The 20,173-nt window shown below is 63.9% G+C and carries 19 protein-coding genes and 1 pseudogene; 5 read left to right on the top strand and 15 right to left on the bottom strand.

What is annotated here, in order from left to right:
* The first annotated feature begins 161 nt into the window (after positions 1 to 161).
* Positions 162 to 1,310, top strand: a complete 1,149-nt coding sequence (locus tag AB3X96_RS19350; protein ID WP_368590937.1) for a prolyl oligopeptidase family serine peptidase — start codon at positions 162 to 164, stop codon at positions 1,308 to 1,310.
* Positions 1,311 to 1,707: 397 nt separating this feature from the next.
* On the opposite strand, the gene AB3X96_RS19355 is transcribed toward AB3X96_RS19350, so the two are convergent.
* A complete protein-coding gene (locus tag AB3X96_RS19355; RefSeq protein WP_368590938.1) occupies positions 1,708 to 3,906 on the bottom strand; it encodes an ATP-binding protein in 2,199 nt (732 codons plus the stop codon).
* Between the two features lie 436 nt (positions 3,907 to 4,342).
* On the opposite strand from AB3X96_RS19355, the gene AB3X96_RS19360 reads away from it, so the two are divergent.
* Positions 4,343 to 4,753, top strand: coding sequence for a VOC family protein (locus tag AB3X96_RS19360; protein ID WP_368590939.1), 411 nt, complete (start codon positions 4,343 to 4,345; stop codon positions 4,751 to 4,753).
* Positions 4,754 to 4,973: 220 nt separating this feature from the next.
* Here AB3X96_RS19360 and AB3X96_RS19365 read toward each other — a convergent pair whose 3' ends face one another.
* On the bottom strand, positions 4,974 to 5,426 hold the full coding sequence (locus AB3X96_RS19365) for a PPC domain-containing DNA-binding protein (protein WP_368590940.1): 453 nt from the start codon (positions 5,424 to 5,426) through the stop codon (positions 4,974 to 4,976).
* A gap of 103 nt (positions 5,427 to 5,529) precedes the next feature.
* Here AB3X96_RS19365 and AB3X96_RS19370 point away from each other — a divergent pair, with 103 nt between their 5' ends.
* Together AB3X96_RS19370 and AB3X96_RS19375 are read left to right on the top strand one after the other, a co-directional pair.
* Positions 5,530 to 5,679 carry a hypothetical protein gene (locus AB3X96_RS19370; RefSeq protein ID WP_368590941.1) on the top strand — a complete coding sequence of 50 codons (150 nt, stop codon included), beginning with the start codon at positions 5,530 to 5,532 and terminating at the stop codon, positions 5,677 to 5,679.
* A gap of 99 nt (positions 5,680 to 5,778) precedes the next feature.
* Entirely contained in the window at positions 5,779 to 6,885 is a 1,107-nt protein-coding gene (locus AB3X96_RS19375; protein ID WP_368590942.1) for an SDR family oxidoreductase, read from the top strand.
* Between the two features lie 53 nt (positions 6,886 to 6,938).
* Here the strand turns inward: AB3X96_RS19375 and AB3X96_RS19380 are convergent, their stop codons facing one another.
* The 10 genes and pseudogenes from AB3X96_RS19380 to AB3X96_RS19425 all read right to left on the bottom strand — a co-directional run bounded on the left by AB3X96_RS19380 (position 6,939) and on the right by AB3X96_RS19425 (position 15,426).
* Positions 6,939 to 7,385, bottom strand: coding sequence for a hypothetical protein (locus tag AB3X96_RS19380; RefSeq protein ID WP_368591073.1), 447 nt, complete (start codon positions 7,383 to 7,385; stop codon positions 6,939 to 6,941).
* A pseudogene (locus AB3X96_RS19385) lies at positions 7,336 to 7,455 on the bottom strand (chemotaxis protein CheB); the annotation flags it as partial. The pseudogene AB3X96_RS19385 and the gene AB3X96_RS19380, both read right to left, overlap by 50 nt.
* Positions 7,456 to 7,488: 33 nt before the next feature.
* A complete protein-coding gene (locus tag AB3X96_RS19390) occupies positions 7,489 to 8,670 on the bottom strand; it encodes an NAD(P)/FAD-dependent oxidoreductase (RefSeq protein WP_368590943.1) in 1,182 nt (393 codons plus the stop codon).
* A complete protein-coding gene (locus tag AB3X96_RS19395; RefSeq protein ID WP_368590944.1) occupies positions 8,663 to 10,093 on the bottom strand; it encodes an FAD-dependent oxidoreductase in 1,431 nt (476 codons plus the stop codon). Before AB3X96_RS19395 ends, AB3X96_RS19390 begins: the two co-directional genes overlap by 8 nt.
* Positions 10,083 to 10,424: a (2Fe-2S)-binding protein gene (locus AB3X96_RS19400; protein ID WP_012406215.1), complete on the bottom strand. Its 342-nt coding sequence runs from the start codon at positions 10,422 to 10,424 to the stop codon at positions 10,083 to 10,085. The genes AB3X96_RS19395 and AB3X96_RS19400 overlap by 11 nt, the downstream gene beginning before the upstream one ends.
* 7 nt (positions 10,425 to 10,431) lie before the next feature.
* A complete protein-coding gene (locus AB3X96_RS19405; RefSeq protein ID WP_368590945.1) occupies positions 10,432 to 11,568 on the bottom strand; it encodes an NAD(P)/FAD-dependent oxidoreductase in 1,137 nt (378 codons plus the stop codon).
* Positions 11,565 to 12,362, bottom strand: a complete 798-nt coding sequence (locus AB3X96_RS19410) for an ABC transporter permease (protein ID WP_368590946.1) — start codon at positions 12,360 to 12,362, stop codon at positions 11,565 to 11,567. The genes AB3X96_RS19405 and AB3X96_RS19410 overlap by 4 nt, the downstream gene beginning before the upstream one ends.
* Before the next feature lie 4 nt (positions 12,363 to 12,366).
* Positions 12,367 to 13,239: an ABC transporter permease gene (locus AB3X96_RS19415; protein WP_176123666.1), complete on the bottom strand. Its 873-nt coding sequence runs from the start codon at positions 13,237 to 13,239 to the stop codon at positions 12,367 to 12,369.
* Complete coding sequence (locus AB3X96_RS19420) at positions 13,226 to 14,296, bottom strand: ABC transporter ATP-binding protein (RefSeq protein WP_368590947.1); 1,071 nt, start codon at positions 14,294 to 14,296, stop codon at positions 13,226 to 13,228. The genes AB3X96_RS19415 and AB3X96_RS19420 overlap by 14 nt, the downstream gene beginning before the upstream one ends.
* A 65-nt stretch (positions 14,297 to 14,361) precedes the next feature.
* Complete coding sequence (locus tag AB3X96_RS19425; RefSeq protein ID WP_368590948.1) at positions 14,362 to 15,426, bottom strand: ABC transporter substrate-binding protein; 1,065 nt, start codon at positions 15,424 to 15,426, stop codon at positions 14,362 to 14,364.
* Between the two features lie 135 nt (positions 15,427 to 15,561).
* Here AB3X96_RS19425 and AB3X96_RS19430 point away from each other — a divergent pair, with 135 nt between their 5' ends.
* Complete coding sequence (locus tag AB3X96_RS19430) at positions 15,562 to 16,524, top strand: LysR substrate-binding domain-containing protein (protein ID WP_176366852.1); 963 nt, start codon at positions 15,562 to 15,564, stop codon at positions 16,522 to 16,524.
* A 555-nt stretch (positions 16,525 to 17,079) separates the two neighbouring features.
* Here AB3X96_RS19430 and AB3X96_RS19435 read toward each other — a convergent pair.
* The 3 genes from AB3X96_RS19435 to AB3X96_RS19445 all read right to left on the bottom strand — a co-directional run bounded on the left by AB3X96_RS19435 (position 17,080) and on the right by AB3X96_RS19445 (position 19,926).
* On the bottom strand, positions 17,080 to 18,372 hold the full coding sequence (locus AB3X96_RS19435) for an SUMF1/EgtB/PvdO family nonheme iron enzyme (RefSeq protein ID WP_368590949.1): 1,293 nt from the start codon (positions 18,370 to 18,372) through the stop codon (positions 17,080 to 17,082).
* Between the two features lie 114 nt (positions 18,373 to 18,486).
* On the bottom strand, positions 18,487 to 19,143 hold the full coding sequence (locus tag AB3X96_RS19440) for a helix-turn-helix domain-containing protein (protein ID WP_368591067.1): 657 nt from the start codon (positions 19,141 to 19,143) through the stop codon (positions 18,487 to 18,489).
* 315 nt (positions 19,144 to 19,458) lie between these two features.
* The gene (locus AB3X96_RS19445) at positions 19,459 to 19,926 is read right to left on the bottom strand and encodes a universal stress protein (protein ID WP_176106710.1); all 468 of its coding nucleotides are present in this window, start codon (positions 19,924 to 19,926) and stop codon (positions 19,459 to 19,461) included.
* Between the last annotated feature and the right edge of the window lie 247 nt (positions 19,927 to 20,173).

Below are 20,173 nucleotides of genomic sequence, written 5' to 3' on the forward strand. Positions count from 1 at the left end.
ATTTTTGCTACGCTGGATATCGCCGGGCACACCGTACGCGGCAAACATGCGTGCTTTGTCGATCACTAGTGTTGGCGAGCTTTTGGCGGAAGGCGAAACCGCGCCCAGTTCGATAGTCGGAGTGATGCACTTGTGTAAGTTGCCCCGCCGAGGAGACGACAATGACAACGAAGGCTTTGGGCCGGCGGTTAGCGCCGGCGTTTGCACTAGCGATCGGCGTTGCCGGGTGTGGCGGCAGTGGCGATTCGGCCGGAACATCGGCACAGGAGAAGGCGGTAGCCGGCTCCGCGGGTCTAACCTTGGACAGTGCGTCGGCCCCTTCAGCAATCGTCAAGCTGCAGCGCTACAAGATTGATCCGGCGAAAGTCTTCGTTGCAGGTATCTCCTCAGGCGGTTTCGCGGCAGTGCAGATGCACGTTGCTCACTCGTCTACCTTCAAGGGAGCCGCTGTGTACGCTGGCGGGGTGTATTGGTGTGCAGGCGCCGGAGGAGCCGCGACGGCTTTGGCGAACTGTGGCGGCGAGACTCTTCCGACGAATCAGGCGTCGTATAACAGCACGCTGGTGCCATCCGAGGCGTACCTTGACGCGCAATCGTCCATCGGGACCATCGACCCGGCGACGAATCTGCGTGGACAGCCGGTCTATCTGTGGTCCGGCACGCTGGACGAGGTCGTCAATCCACGTGAGATGGCCGACCTTGACTCGGAATACGCACATTACGGAGCGAATGTTCATTTTGACAATACATTTCCCGCCGAGCACGGCTGGGAATCGCCTGACGGCGAACTTGCGTGCGGCACTCTCGGGAGTCCCTACATGGTGCGCTGTTCGGCCAATGGCGAAGTCTACGATTCAGTCAAGACGTGGTTGACGATGTTCCTCGGCCCATTGAAACCGCGCGAAAACGGAGCGCTGAATGGTACGCTGTCTTCATTCGATCAAACGGAGTTCGGGGCGTCCGAAAACGTTTCGATGAGTTCGACAGGCAGCGTTTTTGTTCCCCAAGCCTGCGCGAAGGGTGAAACGTGTGGATTCGTGCTCGCTCTGCACGGCTGTCTGCAGGAGGCATCACTGATCGGCAACCGCTGGGTAACCGAGGCCGGCATCAACGAATGGGCCGACACGAACAAGCTTGTGGTCGTGTATCCCGACACGTTCGCGTCGTCTGCGCCGGGGCCGACCAACCCGAACGCATGCTTCGACTGGTGGGGCTACTCCAATCAATACGACCCGAACTACGCGCTCAAGAGCGGCTTGCAGATGTCCGTGCTCTACGGGATGGTGCAACGCGTGACTGGCCGACCGTAGGGTCGTCCCGGTACGGTTCGACCCGGGCGCCGATAGCCGCCGACAACACTATCAACGGAGCGGATTTCGGTTTGTTTCATTCCACCGTCAGTTGGACCGTTTTCACTGGTGAAAGTCTGGGTGGCCTAAAACCACGAGACCCGCGCATCACCACGCTCGCTGGCGATCAATTGCACACGCCCTTCCTGGCCGAATCCGGGCCGACGGCGAATGCACCAAACCGACCCAACGCAGCCACTCCAAGCCACCATCGTCAGCGTCTCATCACGGCGAACTTCAGTCGGAGGGAACTCCATTCTCACTGTGGTCAGTGTCACGACCAACAAAAGGCACCATCATGGATAAATGCTGCATGTCGTCTGAGCGTTAAAATCGCAATCTGATTTGAAACGGTCCATTACACCGAACACCGCTCCCCGCCAGATGGTCCGGTCAGCGCTTCGACCAGTTCGGCAAGCGCAACGGGCTTGACGAAATGCCGCTCGAATCCTGCTTCGTTCGAACGCCTGCGGTCCTCGGTCAGCCCGTAGCCGGTCAGCGCGAACATCCTCACAGGCGCCACCGTGGGCTGTGCGCGCAGCGCGCGGGCGAGCTGATATCCGTCCATTCCGGGCAAACCAATGTCGAGTACCGCAAAGGCCGGCGAGAACGCCGCCGCCACCTCGAGCGCGGTCGCCGGATCGGTCGCCGTCGCTACGTGGAAGCCCAATTCGACGAGATAAGCTTCCATCGCCATGAGGCCATCCTTGTTGTCGTCGACCAGCAACACACGCGCGCCGTTGCCGACCGGGTGCGGCATGGCCGGCTGCTCCACGCAGTCGGTCGTGGGCGCCGGTGCGAGCGGGAGGGTGACGGTGAACGTCGCGCCCCTACCCGGTCCGTCGCTGCTTGCGACGACCGTGCCGCCGTGCAGCTGGACAAAGTTCTTCACCAGCGCAAGACCAACCCCGAGCCCGCCGTTCGCGCGGTCGATCGTCGTCTCTCCCTGCTCGAAAAACGAGAACATGCGCGGCATCAAATCCGCGCTGATTCCGACGCCGTTATCCGCCACCGACACGACGATTTCGGTGGCGCTCGTCACGGCTTTCACATGAATGCGCCCACCCGTCTGCGTAAACTTTGCCGCGTTGTTCAGCAGGTTACCGAACACCTGAGTGAGACGGAATGCGTCACCGCAGACGATGCCGCCATCGTCTGTGAGGTCTAGCGACAAGGTCTGCGAGCGCTGTTCGAGCACGGGGTTCGCTGCCTCGACCGCGCGCGCGAGCAACGTCGCGATCGGCACGGGCTCGCGCGCCAGTTCGATAGGGCCGCGGGTTATGCGACTTACGTCCAGCAGATCTTCCACCAGCCTCGATAGATGCGCCACCTGACGCTCGATGATCTCGTGTTGTCTGTCGGCCTTGCCGCCGTTCTGCTTGCGCACGAGCGCAAGCGCGGTCGAGATCGGCGCGAGCGGATTGCGAAGCTCATGGCCGAGCATCGCGAGAAATCGATCTTTTGCACCGTTCGCGTTGCGCAGATCCGCGAGCAGTGCTTCGCGCTCGGTGCGCGACTTCTCGACGGCCTCACGTGCGCGTACATAGCCGGTCACCTCGACGGCACTGAGGATCACGCCGTCGACGTTTCCGGAAGACGCGCGCAACGGGTCGAAATGAAGCGTATAGACGCGCTCTTCGGCGTCGCCGGGCCGGTTTGCCCGATATTCTTCATGGACGATCGGCACCCCATCGGCAAACACGCGCCGCAGCGCGGCGACAGTCGCGCCGCCCGCCTCTTCCGGAAATGCGTCGAGATAAGGCAGGCCGATCAGGTTCGCACGGCCGACCATCGCGAGATAGCGGGGATTCGTCAACTGGAACGTATGCCGGTTGCCAAGCAGCAGGGCCGACGCGATCGGCGAATTCATCAGCATGGCATCCCGCTGAAGCTCGGCGCTCTGTCGGCGGCGCATCTCGTCTTCGAGCGACGTCGCCCGTTGCTGCGCGAGCGCGAGTCTCAGGTGCAGGTCGTGAGAGCCCGCATTGCGCAACGTACGGGTAAGGAATACATGGTGGTGTGCGTCGCAAATGTGACGAAATGGCGGCGTATGCTCCGCGCCGATGAACTCCCGGTCCGGATACGCGCAGAAGAGCGAGAACCGGTGCTCGCGGGCGAGTCCGTTCCACAGGTGTTCCAGATGCAGCGCTGCTTCGCCGAGGCCCTGCGCGTAAAGGATCGCGACCATCTCCCCGAACGCGTGCACCGGCTGCCCCCGTCGTACGGTCCGCGCGACAAGCGCGCCCACCGTCGACATGAAGCGCGCTTCGTCGGGCCACCCGTCGACCATGAAGCCGTCGAGCGCCGCATGCGCGTCGACGAAAATGGCATCGCGCGCTCGACGGGTGGCAGTATCGGCCGAGTCTAGCCATGACGTCATTGCGGTGACGTGATCGGCGGTCGCGATCGCGATGGCACTCCCCCCGGCGTCGAGCGCGCGCTGCAAAAACGTACCGACGTCCTCAATCAACTCGACGTCGGACTCGTAGAATTGGACGAAATGGCTGGCATCGTCTTCCGGGTGCCGAGCCGCAGCCCGGTCTGTGCTGATCCTCATCGTTAAACCGTATCAAAGCTTCCGCCGCGAGCCGCGAGACTCGCGGTCGAACATTGGGAGAAACGCGCGGGCATCGCTACGAGCGCGCAAGAACCGTACCCTGCGCCGCATTTGCATACACTGAGACGGGCGAACGCGTTGCGGTGGGAAGCGGGACGACACGGACTTCACTTACAACCTGAAGGTCCAGGGACCGGAGCGCCGATAAGGCTGACACATCCCGGTAGAAGCCCCGAGTGAGTACATTGAGGTCTCCACGGCCGTCTGACAGATGACGAAGCATGACGCTCGCGTGAGTGGCAGACTGCTATCGGCGGCGAAAGGTTGCAGCTGGCCGAGTGCTGTCCGACTTGGTCGGCTGAGCCCGACCACCCTTTGCGGACATCCGGCGCTCGGAGGACAATGCCCTTGCGAATCTCTTCCGAGCATGCCCAACATGGCTAAATTTCGGCCCGATGGATGGCATACCGTCACGCCCCGAATCGTCGTAAGCGATCCGGAAAACCTGATCACATTCATCAAGATGGTGTTTCAGGCAGAGGGCGAATTCCATCACGGGCGGCCTGCCGAAATCATGATCGGCGATTCTGTCGTGATGGTTAGCGGCGGAGACGGCCTTCGTGATCCGATGCCGGCGTTTCTGTATGTCTACGTCGAGGACGCCGATTCGACCTACGAGCGGGCGATTGCGGCGAATGCGATCTCACTCGAAGTTCCGACCGACATGCCATACGGCGACAGGCGAGCGATGGTAAGAGATCCGTGGGGAAACAGATGGCAGATTGCCACACATCAGCGCGACCTTTCAGCTGCCGAGATCCGTTTAAGGTTGGCCAACGACAGATAGGCCGCGCCCGAGAGGTGGTTTACGGCGAGCGCGTGCCAGCAGGACAAGGGCTGGAAGTGAGCGACGGCCGAGCCGGCGGTCGCACGCTGGGGCAATTTGCAATAATGAAGCGGCGAATGTTGCTCGCCGCTTCCTCCCTCCGTCTCCTTCGCACTAAAACATCGCGGTCGTAGACACCCCTTCGACGGCTCCTATGGCGATTCTATTCGTGCCATAGCGATCAACCTGAATCCAGGGCGATCAAGGCGATCCCGCCGAGCCCGCTGTGGGACGTTCGACGCAGGTGGGCCGGTGCCTCGACCAGCATGACCTCGAGCGTCGGACGCACGTGCAGTTCCTGAATGTGGCCGCCGACGGTGCGGCCGCCTTTTAGTCCAAGGAGTCCGTGCAGATGCAGCGATGGCCGGCCATCGTCTCCCTTGGCGACATCGCCCAGGATGGAGATCACCTCGCACTGCTCGTCCACGGAGATCGGCTCATAGGTCTTTGTTTCCCAGTTGAGCCATGCCACGACGCCGCACTGCAGCGCGCCTATCGCACTGACCTGGGCGCCTTCGATCCCATTGTCGCCAGCGAAAGCCTTGAGGCCGCCGACGGCTTCCTCCCCCGTATCGAAGACGACCACGTGCGTGCGGCCACCTTGGGCGTCGGTCTCAAGAAGCTTCGATTTCATGTTGGCTCACCTCTGTCTTCATCGTCTGCTATGTGCACTCTGCGATTCCCGAATTTACAAAGGGCACAGTTATCCCAACTATTTGCCCTTGTCGGCGAACTGCGTGCACGCGATCGAACAAGCGCTCGACGGCGAAGCGTACGACGCCGTATACGGCAGTTTCGCGAATGCGGAGATCGAGCGCGATGCGAAGCGGGCGGTGGCCAATTCGGTTGCAAGGTACGTGGCGCTTCTCGACGATCGCTCGGTGTGATCGTCGATCTGACGGCCGCTTACGCGCGCGTAGGAAATGAAAGACATGGAAGGGTATAAGGCTTGCTCGATCGTCGGCACATCGAAGAAGGAGAAGCCCATGTCTAACGATCGATTAACGAGCGCTCCTGGCCGCGAGTCGTTAGCGCAAAACAACACGCCCGCAGACCAGGTGTCCCACGGCCGCCGCAAGGTCGTGCAAAGCGCCGCGGCCGGTCTGGCCGCGGTCTTCGCCGGAAACGCGCTCGCAGCCGATCCCGGCGCGCCGGGTAGCCAAGCCGCTGACGCACCCGCAGCACCCGCGCCGGCCGTTCCCGACGCGAACGCGGCGCTAAGCGATCCGCGCGATCTGTATCCGCACCCGCCGTTTCAGGATCAGCAGCAGCCGTGGCCCGGCCTTGCGAGCCGCATGACGCCGCGTCCCGATCATGGCGAGTCCAGCTATCGCGGCAGCGGACTGCTGGCGGGCCGCAAGGCGTTGATCACCGGTGGCGATTCGGGCATCGGTCGCGCGGCGGCGATCGCGTTCGCACGCGAAGGCGCAGACGTATCCATCATCTATCTGCCCGCCGAGGAGCCGGACGCGCGCGAGGTCGTGGCACTGATTCGCGGCGCGGGTCGCAAAGCGCTCGCGATACCCGGCGACCTTCGCGACGAAGCGTTCTGCAAGCAGGCCGTCGATCGCGCGGCGAACGGCATGGGCGGCCTCGACATCCTCGTCAACAATGCGGCACGCCAGCACAGCCACGATTCGATTCTCGACATCAGCACCGAGGAATTCGACTGGACCTTACGCACCAACCTGTACGGCATGTTCTGGATCACGAAGGCTGCGATCCCGCATATGCCACCGGGTGCGGCGATCGTCAACACGAGTTCGGTGAATGCCTACAATCCGTCGGTGAACCTGCTCGACTACGCGATGACGAAGGCCGCGATCGCGAACTTCACGAAGTCGCTGGCCAAGCAGATGATCTCGCGCGGCATCCGCGTGAACGCGGTGGCGCCCGGTCCGTTCTGGACGCCGCTGCAGGTCAGCGGCGGCCAGACGATGAAGAACCTCGAGAAGTTCGGCGCCGACACACCGATGGGACGTCCGGGTCAGCCTGCGGAAATCGCGCCGGTTTATGTGGCGCTGGCGATGGCGCGCGCGAGCTATGTGACGGGGCAGGTGTATGGCGCGACGGGCGGCGAGGGTCCGCCGTGAGCGCATGGGACAAGGGATCGCTGCGCGACGCGATGCGTGGAACACGCCGTTTTCTACTTCGGGTATGCCCACGGCGGGCAACCGGCCTGATTTTCGCAAAGCCAGTAGTAGCAGGCGGCTTCGTGAGAGGCAAAATCATCACCGCGCTCACGAAGGCGTTCTCGCCATTGGGCAACGTCCATTACCGAAGCATGCGCACCGTCGGCGGTCCAGAGCGCTGCCATCAGATATTTGTCTACTTCGATCGGCGTCCCATTAAGGATAACAGTCGGGATTGCCAGAGATTCAGTCAACATGGACCAGGTCACGCCCGTCGATTGCAGTAGTATGACGGTACGCTGATTGCTAGCGCCCATGTGTGTTCGTAACGGCTGCGTTTCGGACAGACCGGTATCCGCTGCGCAAGAAGAAATCCAGCGTACAGGCGCTTTGGCCACTTCTGACACCACGTGCGCCGAAAGCATGCCCAGTGTGGCATCGGTAGCGTAACGGATATTCACCGTGCATCCGCCACAACGCACCACCGCATTCCGGGCATGTGAGCGCCGATCTGTCTCCGATGCGATCCATGTCCTAAGCGCGCCGGGCGGCGCGCGGGCGTGATCAGTGCGCGGCGGCGCTGGCCATCTGCTGCGGCGCGGGCTGGCGCGTAAAGCGGTCGATTGCGAAGTCGTCGAGCGGCAGCGAAGCGTTGCCGTCGAGCACGAGTTCGGACACGAGCCGCCCGCAGGCCGGTCCGAGCTGGAAACCGCTGCCGCAATAGCCGAACGAATAGACGAGATTCGACGCGCGGCGGCTAGGAGAGAGCACGGGCAGTGCATCGTCGGTGAACGCCTCGACGCCGGCCCACGCGCGGTTCACGCCGAGATGCCGCAAATGCGGGAAGAGATCGACGACGGTATTGGCGCTACGCACGAGCCGCGCGAAATCGACTTCGCCATGCCGGCCGTGCAGATCGGCGATACCGATCAGCTTGCCGCCGATCACGACCGTGCCGTTGTCGAACTGCTTGAACGACAACGGACGCCCGGTCGCACCCAGCGTCGCGCGGCAGAACGGCGCGACGCGATGCGTGACCATCAGCATCAGCCCTTCGGGATGCACGGGCACGCGCTCGCCCACCTGTTCGGCCAGTTGTCCCGCCCACGCGCCCGCCGCGACGACGAGTTTGTCCGCGCTGAACTCGCCGCGCGGCGTCTGCGCGAACCAGCGCGTGCCGCGCTGCTCGATGCGGGTGACGGGCGTGCCCTCGAAGAACGCCGCACCATGCCGCTGCGCGGCGAGCCGGAAGGCGGTGGTTGTCCTGAACGGCAGCGCATAGCCGTCGCGCTCGACCCAGATGCCGCCCGTCACGTGTCGCGCGAGCGCCGGCTCGAGTTCGAGCACGCTCGCGCGGTCGATCAGCTTTTCATGCGTGAAGCCGTGCGCTTCGAGTTGCGCGACGCGCGCGCGGCATTCGTCGAGTTCGGCTTCCGTCTCCGCGATCTTCAACTGGCCGGACGGCACGAAGCCGCCGTCGTCGCCGATCGTTTCGCGCAGGCTGTGCCAGATTTCGCGCGACATCAACGCGAGCGGAATCTCGGGCAGCGGGCGGCCGAGCGTGCGCACGCCCCCCGCATTGACGCCCGACGAATGTCGCGCAACGTAGTCGGCTTCGAGCACGATCACGCTCGTGCCGCGCGCGGCCAGATGGAACGCGCTGCTAGAGCCGTGCAGCCCGCCGCCGATCACCAGCACGTCGGCTTCGCGCACGGCGCTGGAAGAGGACAGGGCAGCGTCATTCACCGGCGAGTTCTCCGAGCGTCAGCGGCTTGATGGGCGGACGGATGCGGTAATAGCCGACTTCGCCCGGCGGCACCTTGCGCGCGTCGGCGATGATTTCGGTGACGGTCAGCCCGCACATGCGTCCCTGACACGGGCCCATCCCGCAGCGTCCGAACGACTTCGCCTGGTTCGGGCCGAGGCAGCCGAGTTCGACGAAACCGCGCACGTCGCCCGCCGTCACTTCCTCGCAGCGGCACACCACCACGTCGTCGCGCGGAATGCGGTTCGCGTCGCGCGGGCGGTACAGGCTGTCCAGAAACGGACGGATGCGCATCACGCTCTCCAACGCGCGGCGGTGCGGCGCGGCTTCGCGCTCACAGGCGGCTGCATCGATTGCACCGAGTTGACTGGCAACGCGCAGCGCGGCGAGCGCGCCCTGTTGGGCCGCCGCCAGCGCGCCGCCGATACCGCCGCCGTCGCCCGCGACGAAGGTGCCCGGCACGTCGAGTTCGCCCCATGCGTCGGTGGTCGGTGCGAAGCATAGCTGCGCGGCGTCCCAATGGTGTTGGGCGCGCAACGACAACGAGAACTGCGTATTCGGCACGACGCCCTGATGCAGCAGGATCATGTTCGCGTCGATCCGCTGCGCACGGCCTTGCGTGGTGAAACTCAGCGCGGCGGCGCGCTCGACGCCTTGCGCGTCCTGCTTCGACTCGACGCGCAGATCGTCGGCGGCTTCGTAGATGGGCACGCCCGCGGCGCGCAGCGTGCGGAGCAGTTGCAGGCCCTTGCTCAGGAACGGCCACGCGCGCAACGCCGACAGCAGATGTTTCTTCGCGCGCCAGCGGTCTTCGTGACGAGTCGTGTCGACGAGTGCGCGGATCGGCACGCCGGCACGTACGTACTGCCAGCCGAGGAGATAGAGCAGCGGACCGCAGCCCGCCAGCACGGGCGGCTGGGCGGGCACCTCGCCCGCGCTTTTCAGCAGGATCTGCGCGGCGCCCGCCGTCAGTACGCCGGGCAGCGTCCAGCCGGGAATCGGAAACGGCCTTTCCAGCGCGCCCGTGGCCAGAATCACGCGGCGTGCGTCGAAGCTGCCGACCTTGCCGTCCTTCAGATAGTGCACCGCATGTTCGCGCGTCACCTGCCACACGGACGCATGCGCGACATGCCGTGCGCCAGAGCGCGCGAAGGCGTCGGCGAGCGATGCGCCCGCTGCGTAATCTGGGCCGAGAATCTCCTTGCGGCGCGCATCGGCGCGGCCGATCGCACGATAGATCTGCCCGCCGACGGCGTCCTGCTCGTCTAGGAGCACCACTGACAGGCCCGCGCTCGCGGCGCGCGTCGCCGCGCTCATGCCGGCGGGACCGGCGCCAACCACGACGACATCGACGGCTTCCGAGGGGAAACTCGACACGGTTTCGACAGCGTAATCAGCGGGCATGAGCGTCCTCCAGCGACACATCGACGGGCGGCAGATCGCGCGCGCCCTCCTGCGAGCGGATGCGCATGCCGGCGCGCACGGTCACCATGCAGCTTTGCCGGCTCGGCACGCCGTCGATCTCGACGAGACACTCGAAGCACGCGCCCATCATGCAATACGGCGCGCGCGGCGCGCCCGAGACGGGTGTCGCACGGAACCGCGCGATGCCGGCAGCGAGCAACGCCGCCGCCACCGACCGGCCGCCAGGCACGCGCAGCGGCTGATCGTTGAACCAGATGTCGACCGGCGCATCGGCGCCGGGCAAGGCCTTGAAGAGCGGTGTGGAGGTCATGTCGGAATCAGTGAGCGGGGGTGAGTGCAGGGGATTCGAGAAAGCGCGTGCCGGACAGCGCGGGGATTTCAGCGGGCATCGCGCCGCCGGCGATCCACGGTGCGATGCGCAGCGCGTGCGCGGCGGCCAGCGTCACGCCGCTGTGGCAGGTGACGACGAACGCGCCGGGATGGCGTGCGGATTCGTCGTAGATTGGAAAGCCATCGGAGCTGTAGACGCGCAATGCGGCCCACGTGCGCACCAGCCGCACGTTCTTCAGCAGCGGAAAGGCGCGCACGCCGCGCCGCGCAATGTCGGATAGCACGGGCGTCGTCGTGAAATCGTCGAAACCGACTTCTTCCATCGAATCGCCGAATTGCAGCGTGCCTTCGTCGGTTTGGCGCACGTTGAGGGTCGGGTAACGCAGGAACGGCGCGACCCGTTCGCTGATCAGCACCTGTCCGCGATTCGGTGCGACGGGCGCATGCAGTCCGACGTGCGGCGCGAGCGCGCGATTGCCGAGGCCCGCCGCGAGCACGACGCGCGCCGCGCGGTAGGTGCCGCGTTTGCCTTGTACCGTGAAGCCGCCGTGTTCGGGTGTGATGCGCAGCGCTTCCTCGTTGTTGACGAGCTTCACGCCGCGCCGCTGCATGCCCGCGTGGAGCGCGCGCAGCAGCTTGAGCGGATTGACGTGGCCGTCCATCGGCGTGTAGCTCGCGCCGATCACGTCCGGGCCGATTTCGGGAATACGCTCTCGCACTTCGCGCGCATCGAGCAACTGATACGGGTAGTCGCCCAGTTCACGCTGCAAGGCGCCGAGACGCTTCGCGCGTTCTGCGATTTCGTCTTCGGAGAAAAAGAAGTGGAAGCCGCCCGGCTGGCGCAGCGCGACGTCGATACCGGTTTCGTCGAGCAACGCCGCAGCCAGCGACGGCCAGCGCGAAGCCGAGCTGCGCGACCAGCGTGCATACGGCGACAAGCCATAGCCCTTGCCCTGAATCCAGACCAGCCCGAAGTTGCCGCGCGACGCGCGCAACGCGCCGTCGTCCTGGTCGAGCACGGTGACGTTCGCGCCTTCGCGCGCAAGGCCCCAGGCAACGGCGGAGCCGACCAGTCCGCCACCCAGCACGAGCACGTCGGGGTTGTCGGAAACGTGATGAATCATCGAGCTTCTCCAATGAGGATGCGGTCCAGTCCGACCATGCGGTCGAGCAGCACCATCAGCAGAACCGTGCCGACGATCAGCACCGCCGACACCGAAGCGACGAGGGGATCGATGGTCTGCGCGATCTGGTTGTACATGGCGACGGGCAGCGTGGTCGTGCCGGGTGTCGCGACGAAAATGGTCATCGTCAGCTCGTCGAAGCTCTGGATGAACGACAGCACCCATCCGCCCGCGACGCCCGTGCGGATCATCGGCAGCACGACGCGGCGAAACGCGGTGAAGCGGCTCGCGCCGCACGACAGCGCCGCGCGCTCGGCATCGCGATCGAGCCCGACGGCTGACGACAGCGCGAGGCGCAGCGCATACGGCAGCACGATGATCACGTGCGTCGCCACCAGCGCCCAGAACGAACCGCTCAGATGCAGCAGCGACAGAAAGCGCAGGAACGCGATGCCGAGCACGACGGCGGGAATCATCATCGGCGACAGGAAGAAGCTCATCAGCGCGCCACGGCCCGCGAAGCGATAGCGCGCAATCGCGAGCGCCGCGGGCACCGCGAGCGCCACGCCGATGGTCGCCGCCGCGAACGCGAGCCGCACGGAAAGCCAGAATGCCGACACGATGTCGTCGTTCTCGAGAATCGCGCGAAACCAGCGCAGCGACGCGCCGTCGAAGGGCATCGAAATGAAGCCCTTGTCGGTGAACGCAACCAGCATCACGACGACGAGCGGCGCGAGGATGAAAGTGAGAAACAGCGCGTTGAACAGCAGGCCCCAGAATCCGTTCAGTTTCATGGCGTCACTCGAAAATATGCTTGAAACGGCGCTCGGCGAGACGGCTGCAGCCCATCACGATCGCGACGTTCGCAATCAGCAGCAACACGGCGATGCTCGCGCCGAGCGGCCAATTCAGTGTGCCGAGGAATTCGTCGTAGGCGGCGGTGGCGACCACTTTCAGACGGCGCCCGCCGATCAGCGCAGGCGTCGCGAACGCCGACGCCGACAGAGCGAACACGATGATCGAACCCGACAGCACACCGGGCATGATCTGCGGCAGCACCACGCGGCGGAACACGCGCAACGGCGAACCGCCCATCGACAGCCCCGCCCATTCGACCTGCGGATCTAGCTTTTGCAGCGTCGCCCACACCGACATCACCATGAACGGCACTAGCACATGCGTGAGCGCGATGATCATGCCCGTCATCGTGAAGACGAGGCGGATCGGCTCGGAGGTGATGTGAAAGGCTTGCAGTGCATTGTTGAGCACGCCGTTATTGCCAAGCAGAATCTGCCAGCCGAGCGTGCGCACCACGACGGAAATCAGCAACGGGCCGAGCACGATCAGCAGACACAGCGACTGCCAGGGCCGCTTCATCCGCGCGAGCACGATGGTTTCCGGCACGCCGAGCAGTACACTCAGCAGCGTCACGGCGAGCGCGAGACTCACCGTGCGCAAAAAGATTTCGCCGTAGTACGGATCGCTCAGCACTTCGACGTAGTTTTTCAGCGTGTACGCGGCCTGCACGCCGGCGACATCGCTGAACACGCGAAACGACAGCAGCAGCGTCAGCACGAGCGGCACGAACAGCAGCGCGCCGAACAGCAGCAGCGCCGGCGAAGCGAGCAGCCAGGGCGCGGCGCCCGCGCGTGAATCGTCAAGCGTTGCCATGAGCACGCTCCCGGGTCAGCACGCGCAGATCGTCGTCGGTGAACGAGAGTCCGACTTCGTGGCCTTCGTCGGGCGGCGGCGCGCCGAAGTTCGGCTGCGCGATATGGAGTTTGCCGAGCGCCGTATCGACTTCGAGCAGCCACTGGTTACCGATGAACACGCGGTTCGCAATACGTCCGTGCATGCGCGCGTCGCCATTCGCAAGGCGTACTTTCTCCGGGCGAATGTAGACGTGCACTGCGCCTTCGACATCGCGCCCTTCGTGCGGCACGTGCAGCGTCGTGCCCGCCACATCCACGACGGCGCAGCGCGGATTACGCTCCCGCACTTCGCCAGGCAGCGTGTTGGTACGCCCCAGAAAGGTCGATGCGAACGGCGTAGCGGGACGTTCGTAGGCATCGAACGGCGTGCTCAGTTGCGCGATGCGCCCCTTGTGCAGCACGGCGATGCGGTCGCTCATCGTCATCGCTTCGACCTGGTCGTGCGTGACGAGGATCGTCGTTATGCCGAGGCGCTTCTGGATCGCGCGCAGTTCGATGTGCATTTCCTCGCGCAGCTTCGCATCGAGATTCGACATCGGTTCGTCGAGCAGCAGCAGGTTGGGGCGCATCGCCAGCGCCCGCGCGATCGCGACGCGCTGGCGCTGGCCGCCCGACAGTTCCTTCGGATAACGCGCGTCCAGGCCGTTGAGCCGCACAAGATCGAGCGCTTCGGCGATGCGCGCCGCGCGCTCGTCGCGCTTCATGTTGCGCATTTCGAGACCGAAGCCGACGTTGCCCGCGACCGTCATATGCGGAAACAGCGCATAGCTCTGAAACACGACGCCCATACCGCGCTTTTCGGGGCGCTCGTACGTGATGTCGCGTCCGCTGAGCGTGATGCGGCCCGCGCTCGGCGTGACGAAGCCGGCGATCATCTGCAGCGTGGTCGTCTTGCCGCAGCCGGACGGCCCGAGCAGCGACAGGAACTCGCCGCGTTCGACGGACAGATCGAGCTGCTCGACCGCAGTGAAATGGCCGTAGCGCTTCGAGATGCCCTGCAGGGTGAGAAAGGTCATGGCGTCGGTCCTGTGCGGAGTCGGGACGTAGGAACTGTGAAGCGGCTATGAAGCGGTTGCGCCGCTCAGCGTTCGACCGAGCGGTTCCAGCGCTCTGTCCATTCCGTGCGATGCTGATTGATCGTGGTCCAGTCCATCGCCGTGAGCTTGTTCACCTGTTCCGGACCATACGGCACGCGCGCTGCGACCTCGGGCGTCAGCTTGACCGTTTTGTTGACGGGGCCAAGTCCGATTGCTTGCGCCTGCATTGCCTGCACTTCGGGGCTCAGCAGATACTGGATGAACTGCTGCGACAGCTTCGGCTGTGCGTTCTCGGCGAGCGTGCAGGCCGCTACCTGCAGCGCGACGCCCCCTTCCTTCGGATACACGAACTTGAGCGGAAAGCCCGTGTTTTGCAACGCGACGGCGCGACCGCTGCCATACGGCGCGATGATGACGTCGCCCGCCTGCATCAGGCCGTCCATTTCGCCGGGCGTCGGCGCCCACGACAGCACGTCGGGTGCGACCTGCTTCGTCATCGTGTTGAAGCCGGGGTCGATATTCTTTTCGCCGCCGCCGTTCAGGCGCGCGAGCATCACGAGTGTATGCAGTCCATACGTGTTGGTGATGGGCGGCACGCCGAGCTTGCCCTTCAGGCGCTTGTCGGTGAGCGCCTGCCATGAATCGGGCGCGGGCAGGCCGAGCTTTCTGAACGCCTCTTCGTTGTAGCCGATGCCCGTCGCGACCATACCGACTCCGACGGCCGTCGGGCCGAGCCGCGCGAGCGGGTAGAGGTCTTTCATCACGGGCGCATCTTCGACCTTCGCGCACAGGCCGAGCTGCATCGCCTGATACATGGGGCCGTCGTCCATCACCGCGACGTTGATCTGCTGATGCCCTTTCTGCGCCTGCAGCTTCGCGAGCGTATCGCTCGAATTGCCCGCCACATAGACGATCTTCACGTCATGCGCTTTTTCGAACGGCGGAATGACTTTCTGCCGGTACAACTGCTCGTTCGAGCCGCCGACGTTCGCGACATACAGCGTAGTTTCGGCGTGGCCGTGCAACGGAGCGGTCAGACAGACGACGGACAGTGCGGAGGCGAAAGCGTGGAGCGTAGAACGGCAACGGCGGCGCAGCGATTCTTGCATGACGGCGATCTCCGGTCAGTGTGGGAATGGACGCTCTGGTGGCGTGTCCATACATCACAGTCTGTGCCGCAATGGTCATATGGTCCAATACGAATAAAATAGCAATCTATACATGGTTGATATGGGTTGAAACCGATGAACCTGAAACATGTCGAGGCATTTCGCGCGGTGATGGTCGCCGGGTCGATGACGGCGGCGGCCAAAGCGCTCTTCACGTCGCAACCGAACGTGAGCCGTCTGATCTCGCAGCTCGAACGGGAGACGGGCTTGCTGCTGTTTCAGCGCAGCGGCGTTAGGCTGATCCCGACCAGCGAGGGCACGGCGTTTTTCCGCGAGGTGGAGCGCGCATATGTCGGCTTGCAGGGGCTCGCGAACGCCGCCGCGCAGATTCGCAATCTGGGCAGTGGGCGTCTGCGCATCGCGGCGATGCCTTCAGCGGGCCTCACGCTCGTGCCGCATGCAATCAAGCGTTTTCAGGCGCTGCATCCCGGTGTGACCGTGTCGCTGCACGTCAACACGTCGGGCACGGTGAATCACTGGACGGCGTCGCAGTTCTGCGATCTGGGCGTGGCGGTGTACATCAGCGAGGCGTCGAATTGCGAAGTTGAGATGCTGTCGACAGTGGCCGCCGTCTGCGTGATGCCGGCGGTGCACCGGCTTGCTTCAAAAGCTGTGATCAGGCCCGCTGATCTCGAGGGCGAGTCGTTTATCTCGCTGTGTCACGGCGATGGCACGCGCGCGCAGATGGACGAGGTGTTCCTGCGTGCGGGCGTCGAACGCAAGCTGGCGATCGAGGCGCAATACACGGCGATCTGTTGCGAGCTGGTGCGCTGCGGCATGGGCGTGACACTCGCGCATCCGGGCGTGGCGCTGGACTTCGCCGGGCCGGACATCGCGATCCGGCCGTTCTCGCCGGCGGTCATGTTCCCGATGTATTTGCTGTTTCCGCCGCACCGGCCACGCGAGCGGCTGGCGTCGGCGTTTATCGAAGTGCTGCGCGCGGAGCACGACGAGTTGATGGAGAAGATGGCGCGGATCGTGCCGGACTCAGCGTCGAAGAAAACCCGCCAGCGAAGCGGCAAACGCGCTGTTCAATAACGTTGCCGCGGACCCGTCGGGGTATCGCGGCAACGCTGCGAGCCCATTGTATTTGCCCGGTATTCCAACTCAGACAAACAGAAACGGGACGAAGAACAGTTGCGGCGTGCAGTTAGCAGAATTATGAGAAGAGAGAGCCTGATATCAGGCTGGGTCACCTTGCTGATCGAATGGGCGTGCAAACGAGCGTCTTTTACCGGAAACTGCCAGACGTTGTCGAGCAATTGCGTCAGAGCCGACAAGAGAAGAGGGAGGGCGAGCGCTGGCGGTCTCATCTGCGTTTCGCCAGGAAGCTGCGCTTTGCGAAACACCAGCTCGATGAAGCGGGGCGAAAATTTACCACCGTCAGTGTCTTCCGCTGTGTTAGGGGTTGTGCCTCGATCGGACGCACAGATCAGGCTGTTCCAGTTCGTGCGCGACTATTTGTAGTTCCAGGCGAACGCTGCTATCTACAAAAGAGTCAATTAAAGCATTTGCTGAAAGGTTAAAGCATTAGTTGAAGAAACTTGCATCAAAGCGGAAGCTGAATTTTGTTTTCAACTTCCGCTTTATTTGTCAACCCCGCACACACCGAAACCCCGCATACACATACTGATAGTGCGGCTGAAACCAGTTGCGAAATTCCGGCCGCAGCATGCACAGCGCGGTACGCGCCGAACCGCCCTTCAGCACGTAATGCTGTCCATCGAAGAAGTTGGCCGAATAGCCGGGATAGAACGGAAACGCTTCGAACCCCGGCAGCGCTTCGAATAGCGTCGAGGTCCATTCCCAACCGTTGCCGAACTGACCTTCCGCACCGAACGTGCTGACGTTGTCCGGATACGCATCGACGGGCCGTGGGTCCCAGCTGCGGAAATCGAAATTCCCCGATGCCGCGTGCGGCGCGCCGTGCGCCGCGCGTTGCCATTGCGCCTCTGTCGGCAGGGCTTTGCCGGCCCAGCGCGCGTAGGCGCTTGCTTCGGCGTGGCTCACGTAGACGGGCCAGTCGAGCGGCAGCGGCACGTCGTCGAACATCGTGCGCAGCGTCCATGCGGTGCGGCCGTCTTCCGACGTGCGTTGCGACCAGCCGGCCGGATGCTCGATGCACTCCGCTTCCTTCCACGCCCAGTCTTTCGGCGACCACCACTTCGGCTCGCGATAACCGCCGTCTTCGAGGAACTCGAGGAACGCACCGTTCGTGACCATGTATCGATCGATCTCGAACGCGGGCACCTCCACGCCCATCGCGCCGAATTCATTGTCCCAGCCGAAACGGCCGGCCTCGCGCGGCATGCCGAGCACGGTCGTGCCGGCGGGCACGCGGACCATCGACGACAACTCGTCGCGCTGCTCCGTGCGTGTCACCACCGGTTCGCGCAACGCGGTGTTTTTCTGCGCGAGCGGCAACTGATGGAGCATGTACGCGAGCGTTTCCGCGTGCATCAACCGATGCTCGATCGCGACGTTCAGCAACTGCACGGCCGCTTCATCGCCCACCGGGTTGCCGAGTTCGTCGAGCGCGGCGTCGATCTGGCGGCGCGCTCGCATCGCATACTCGCGCAGGGCGTCGAGCGACGGCCAATCGCTGGGCTGATCGGTGGGAAAGCCACCGTCTACCGGATCGATGCCGAATGCGAACAGCTGATCGAGTTCCGGTGCGAAAGCCGGCAGATCGAACAGACGCTGGTCGAACAGATTGCGATCGAACGCTTCGAGATGGCCGATATAGAACACGACACGGTGACGCTCGCGGATCGGCCGTTCATAGAGGTAGTCGGGTTTGACGATTGCAAACAGGTCATCGGTGACTTGACGCGCGTCGTGCAGGCGCTGCACGAGCGGATGATGCGGGGCAGGGTCGCGATTCATTGGGGCCGGGTCTCCATGCAACACGGTTGCCGTGGGGGGCGGTCTGAAAACTTTACCCCCTTGCAGACGGCGTGCCAAGACGGACCGAGCGACCGTTCAGCCCCGCCCAGCCGCTCAGACCTGCCGCAAGCCTTCGAGATCGACGATGTGAATATGCTTGCCCCGCGTGTCGATCAGGCCACGTTTTTGAAATCTTGACAGCGTGCGGCTGACCGTTTCGAGCGTCATGCCGAGGTAGCTGCCCATGTCCTCGCGCGTCATGCGCAGGTTGAATTCCGACCACGAGTAGCCGCGCTGCGCATTGCGCTGCGACACGTCCAGCAGGAAGGCGGCGACGCGTTCGTCGGCGGACAGAGAGCCGAGCACCATCATCTGCGCGGCCTCGCTGACGATCTGCGCACCCAGCAGCTTGTGCATGCGCTCCTGGATCGAACCGATTTCGCGACAAAGCTGCTTCAGCGCACTGTATGGAACGATGCACACCGTGCTGTCTTCCAGCGCGAAGGCGCTGCACGCATGGATGTCCGCGCTGATGCCGTCGAGCCCGAGCGGCTCGCCCGCAAGACGCAGGCCGGTGACCTGCTCGCGGCCGTCGCGATGGATCATCACGGTCTTCATCGAGCCGGAACGCAGCGCGTAGATGCTGTCGAAGCGGTCGCCGCTGCGATACAGTGCTTCGCCGCGCGGCACCGAGCGCGCCGAGCAGATCAGCGTTTCGAGCTTCGGCAGCTCCTCCGCCGACAGCCCCTGCGGCATGCAGATCTGACGCATCGAACAACTGGAGCAGCGCGCGGCGGTGCGTGCGGTGGCGCGTCCCGCCATGGACTCGCGGCTGCCGCTCGCGGCAGAGCCGGCGGAGCGGGTCGAGGAACGGGGCACAGCGGTAGGATTCAGCATGTTCTGCGCGCGATTGATTATTGGTAGTGGTGAAATTGTCCCACCCGTTATGACCCTCAACGGGTGGCAAAGTGACGCGTTCGCTGCTTCGCTTTCCTGGCGACGGTGGTGCGCCGACGAAGGTGGGAAGGTGAGCCGCCGCGGCCGATGTCGGCGTCGTGGCTCACCGTCTTGCGCATGATGACCGTGTCAGACGGGTTGCTTGTCGGCGCCCGCGGCGGACGGTACCAGCAGAACCGGCAGCGTGGCCTGGCGCACGCAGCGTTCGGCGACACTGCCGAGAATCAGCCGCTGGAAGCCACGCCGCCCGTGCGTGCCCATTACGAGCAGGTCGGCGTTGAATTCGGCGGCGGCGTGCAGCACGATCTCGGCGACATCGCCGAGCGACGAAGCCTCGGAAACCCCCGGGTCGCCTTTCACACCTTGCTCGGCCATCACTTTCGAAAACTCGGCACGCAGCTCCTGGCCTTCCTCGATCAGCCGGTTGCGCAGGATCGACGGGTCGTAGCCGGGCGCCTCGAAGTACATCGGCGTATTTTCGACGACATAAAACGGCCGCAGCACAGCGCCATTCGACTTGGCGAGTTCGAGCGCCGCTTCGAACGCACGGCGCGAGGTATTGCTGCCGTCGACCGCTACAAGGATGCGTTTGTACATATCGGCTCCACGTCAAAAAAGCGTCTGCCACATTGCTAGCCGCGGCAGGGTTTATTGATGTTTTATACCAATGGAGCTTAGATGATTGCCGGAAAAGATGCACTCGACCAGGATGTAAATCAAACATTTGCCAAATATTCAGACCCGGCGCGGACGAAATGGCGGGCGCGGCGGCGCGCGCGAGTGGCCTTGCATGCTTACAAACCGCATAAGTTTGCTTAAGCTGGAACAAGGTTGGCCTTACAAT

It is taken from the genome of Paraburkholderia sp. BR13439 (genome assembly GCF_040948805.1).
GTDB lineage: Bacteria > Pseudomonadota > Gammaproteobacteria > Burkholderiales > Burkholderiaceae > Paraburkholderia > Paraburkholderia youngii.

Bases quoted from the DNA above. Each gene is read 5' to 3' on its own strand.
- AB3X96_RS19350 (WP_368590937.1), top strand. From the start codon at position 162: ATGACAACGAAGGCTTTGGGCCGGCGGTTAGCGCCGGCGTTTGCACTA.
- AB3X96_RS19355 (WP_368590938.1), bottom strand. From the start codon at position 3,906: ATGAGGATCAGCACAGACCGGGCTGCGGCTCGGCACCCGGAAGACGAT.
- AB3X96_RS19360 (WP_368590939.1), top strand. From the start codon at position 4,343: ATGGCTAAATTTCGGCCCGATGGATGGCATACCGTCACGCCCCGAATC.
- AB3X96_RS19365 (WP_368590940.1), bottom strand. From the start codon at position 5,426: ATGAAATCGAAGCTTCTTGAGACCGACGCCCAAGGTGGCCGCACGCAC.
- AB3X96_RS19375 (WP_368590942.1), top strand. From the start codon at position 5,779: ATGTCTAACGATCGATTAACGAGCGCTCCTGGCCGCGAGTCGTTAGCG.
- AB3X96_RS19395 (WP_368590944.1), bottom strand. From the start codon at position 10,093: ATGCCCGCTGATTACGCTGTCGAAACCGTGTCGAGTTTCCCCTCGGAA.
- AB3X96_RS19400 (WP_012406215.1), bottom strand. From the start codon at position 10,424: ATGACCTCCACACCGCTCTTCAAGGCCTTGCCCGGCGCCGATGCGCCG.
- AB3X96_RS19405 (WP_368590945.1), bottom strand. From the start codon at position 11,568: ATGATTCATCACGTTTCCGACAACCCCGACGTGCTCGTGCTGGGTGGC.
- AB3X96_RS19410 (WP_368590946.1), bottom strand. From the start codon at position 12,362: ATGAAACTGAACGGATTCTGGGGCCTGCTGTTCAACGCGCTGTTTCTC.
- AB3X96_RS19415 (WP_176123666.1), bottom strand. From the start codon at position 13,239: ATGGCAACGCTTGACGATTCACGCGCGGGCGCCGCGCCCTGGCTGCTC.
- AB3X96_RS19420 (WP_368590947.1), bottom strand. From the start codon at position 14,296: ATGACCTTTCTCACCCTGCAGGGCATCTCGAAGCGCTACGGCCATTTC.
- AB3X96_RS19425 (WP_368590948.1), bottom strand. From the start codon at position 15,426: ATGCAAGAATCGCTGCGCCGCCGTTGCCGTTCTACGCTCCACGCTTTC.
- AB3X96_RS19430 (WP_176366852.1), top strand. From the start codon at position 15,562: ATGAACCTGAAACATGTCGAGGCATTTCGCGCGGTGATGGTCGCCGGG.
- AB3X96_RS19435 (WP_368590949.1), bottom strand. From the start codon at position 18,372: ATGAATCGCGACCCTGCCCCGCATCATCCGCTCGTGCAGCGCCTGCAC.
- AB3X96_RS19440 (WP_368591067.1), bottom strand. From the start codon at position 19,143: ATGCGTCAGATCTGCATGCCGCAGGGGCTGTCGGCGGAGGAGCTGCCG.
- AB3X96_RS19445 (WP_176106710.1), bottom strand. From the start codon at position 19,926: ATGTACAAACGCATCCTTGTAGCGGTCGACGGCAGCAATACCTCGCGC.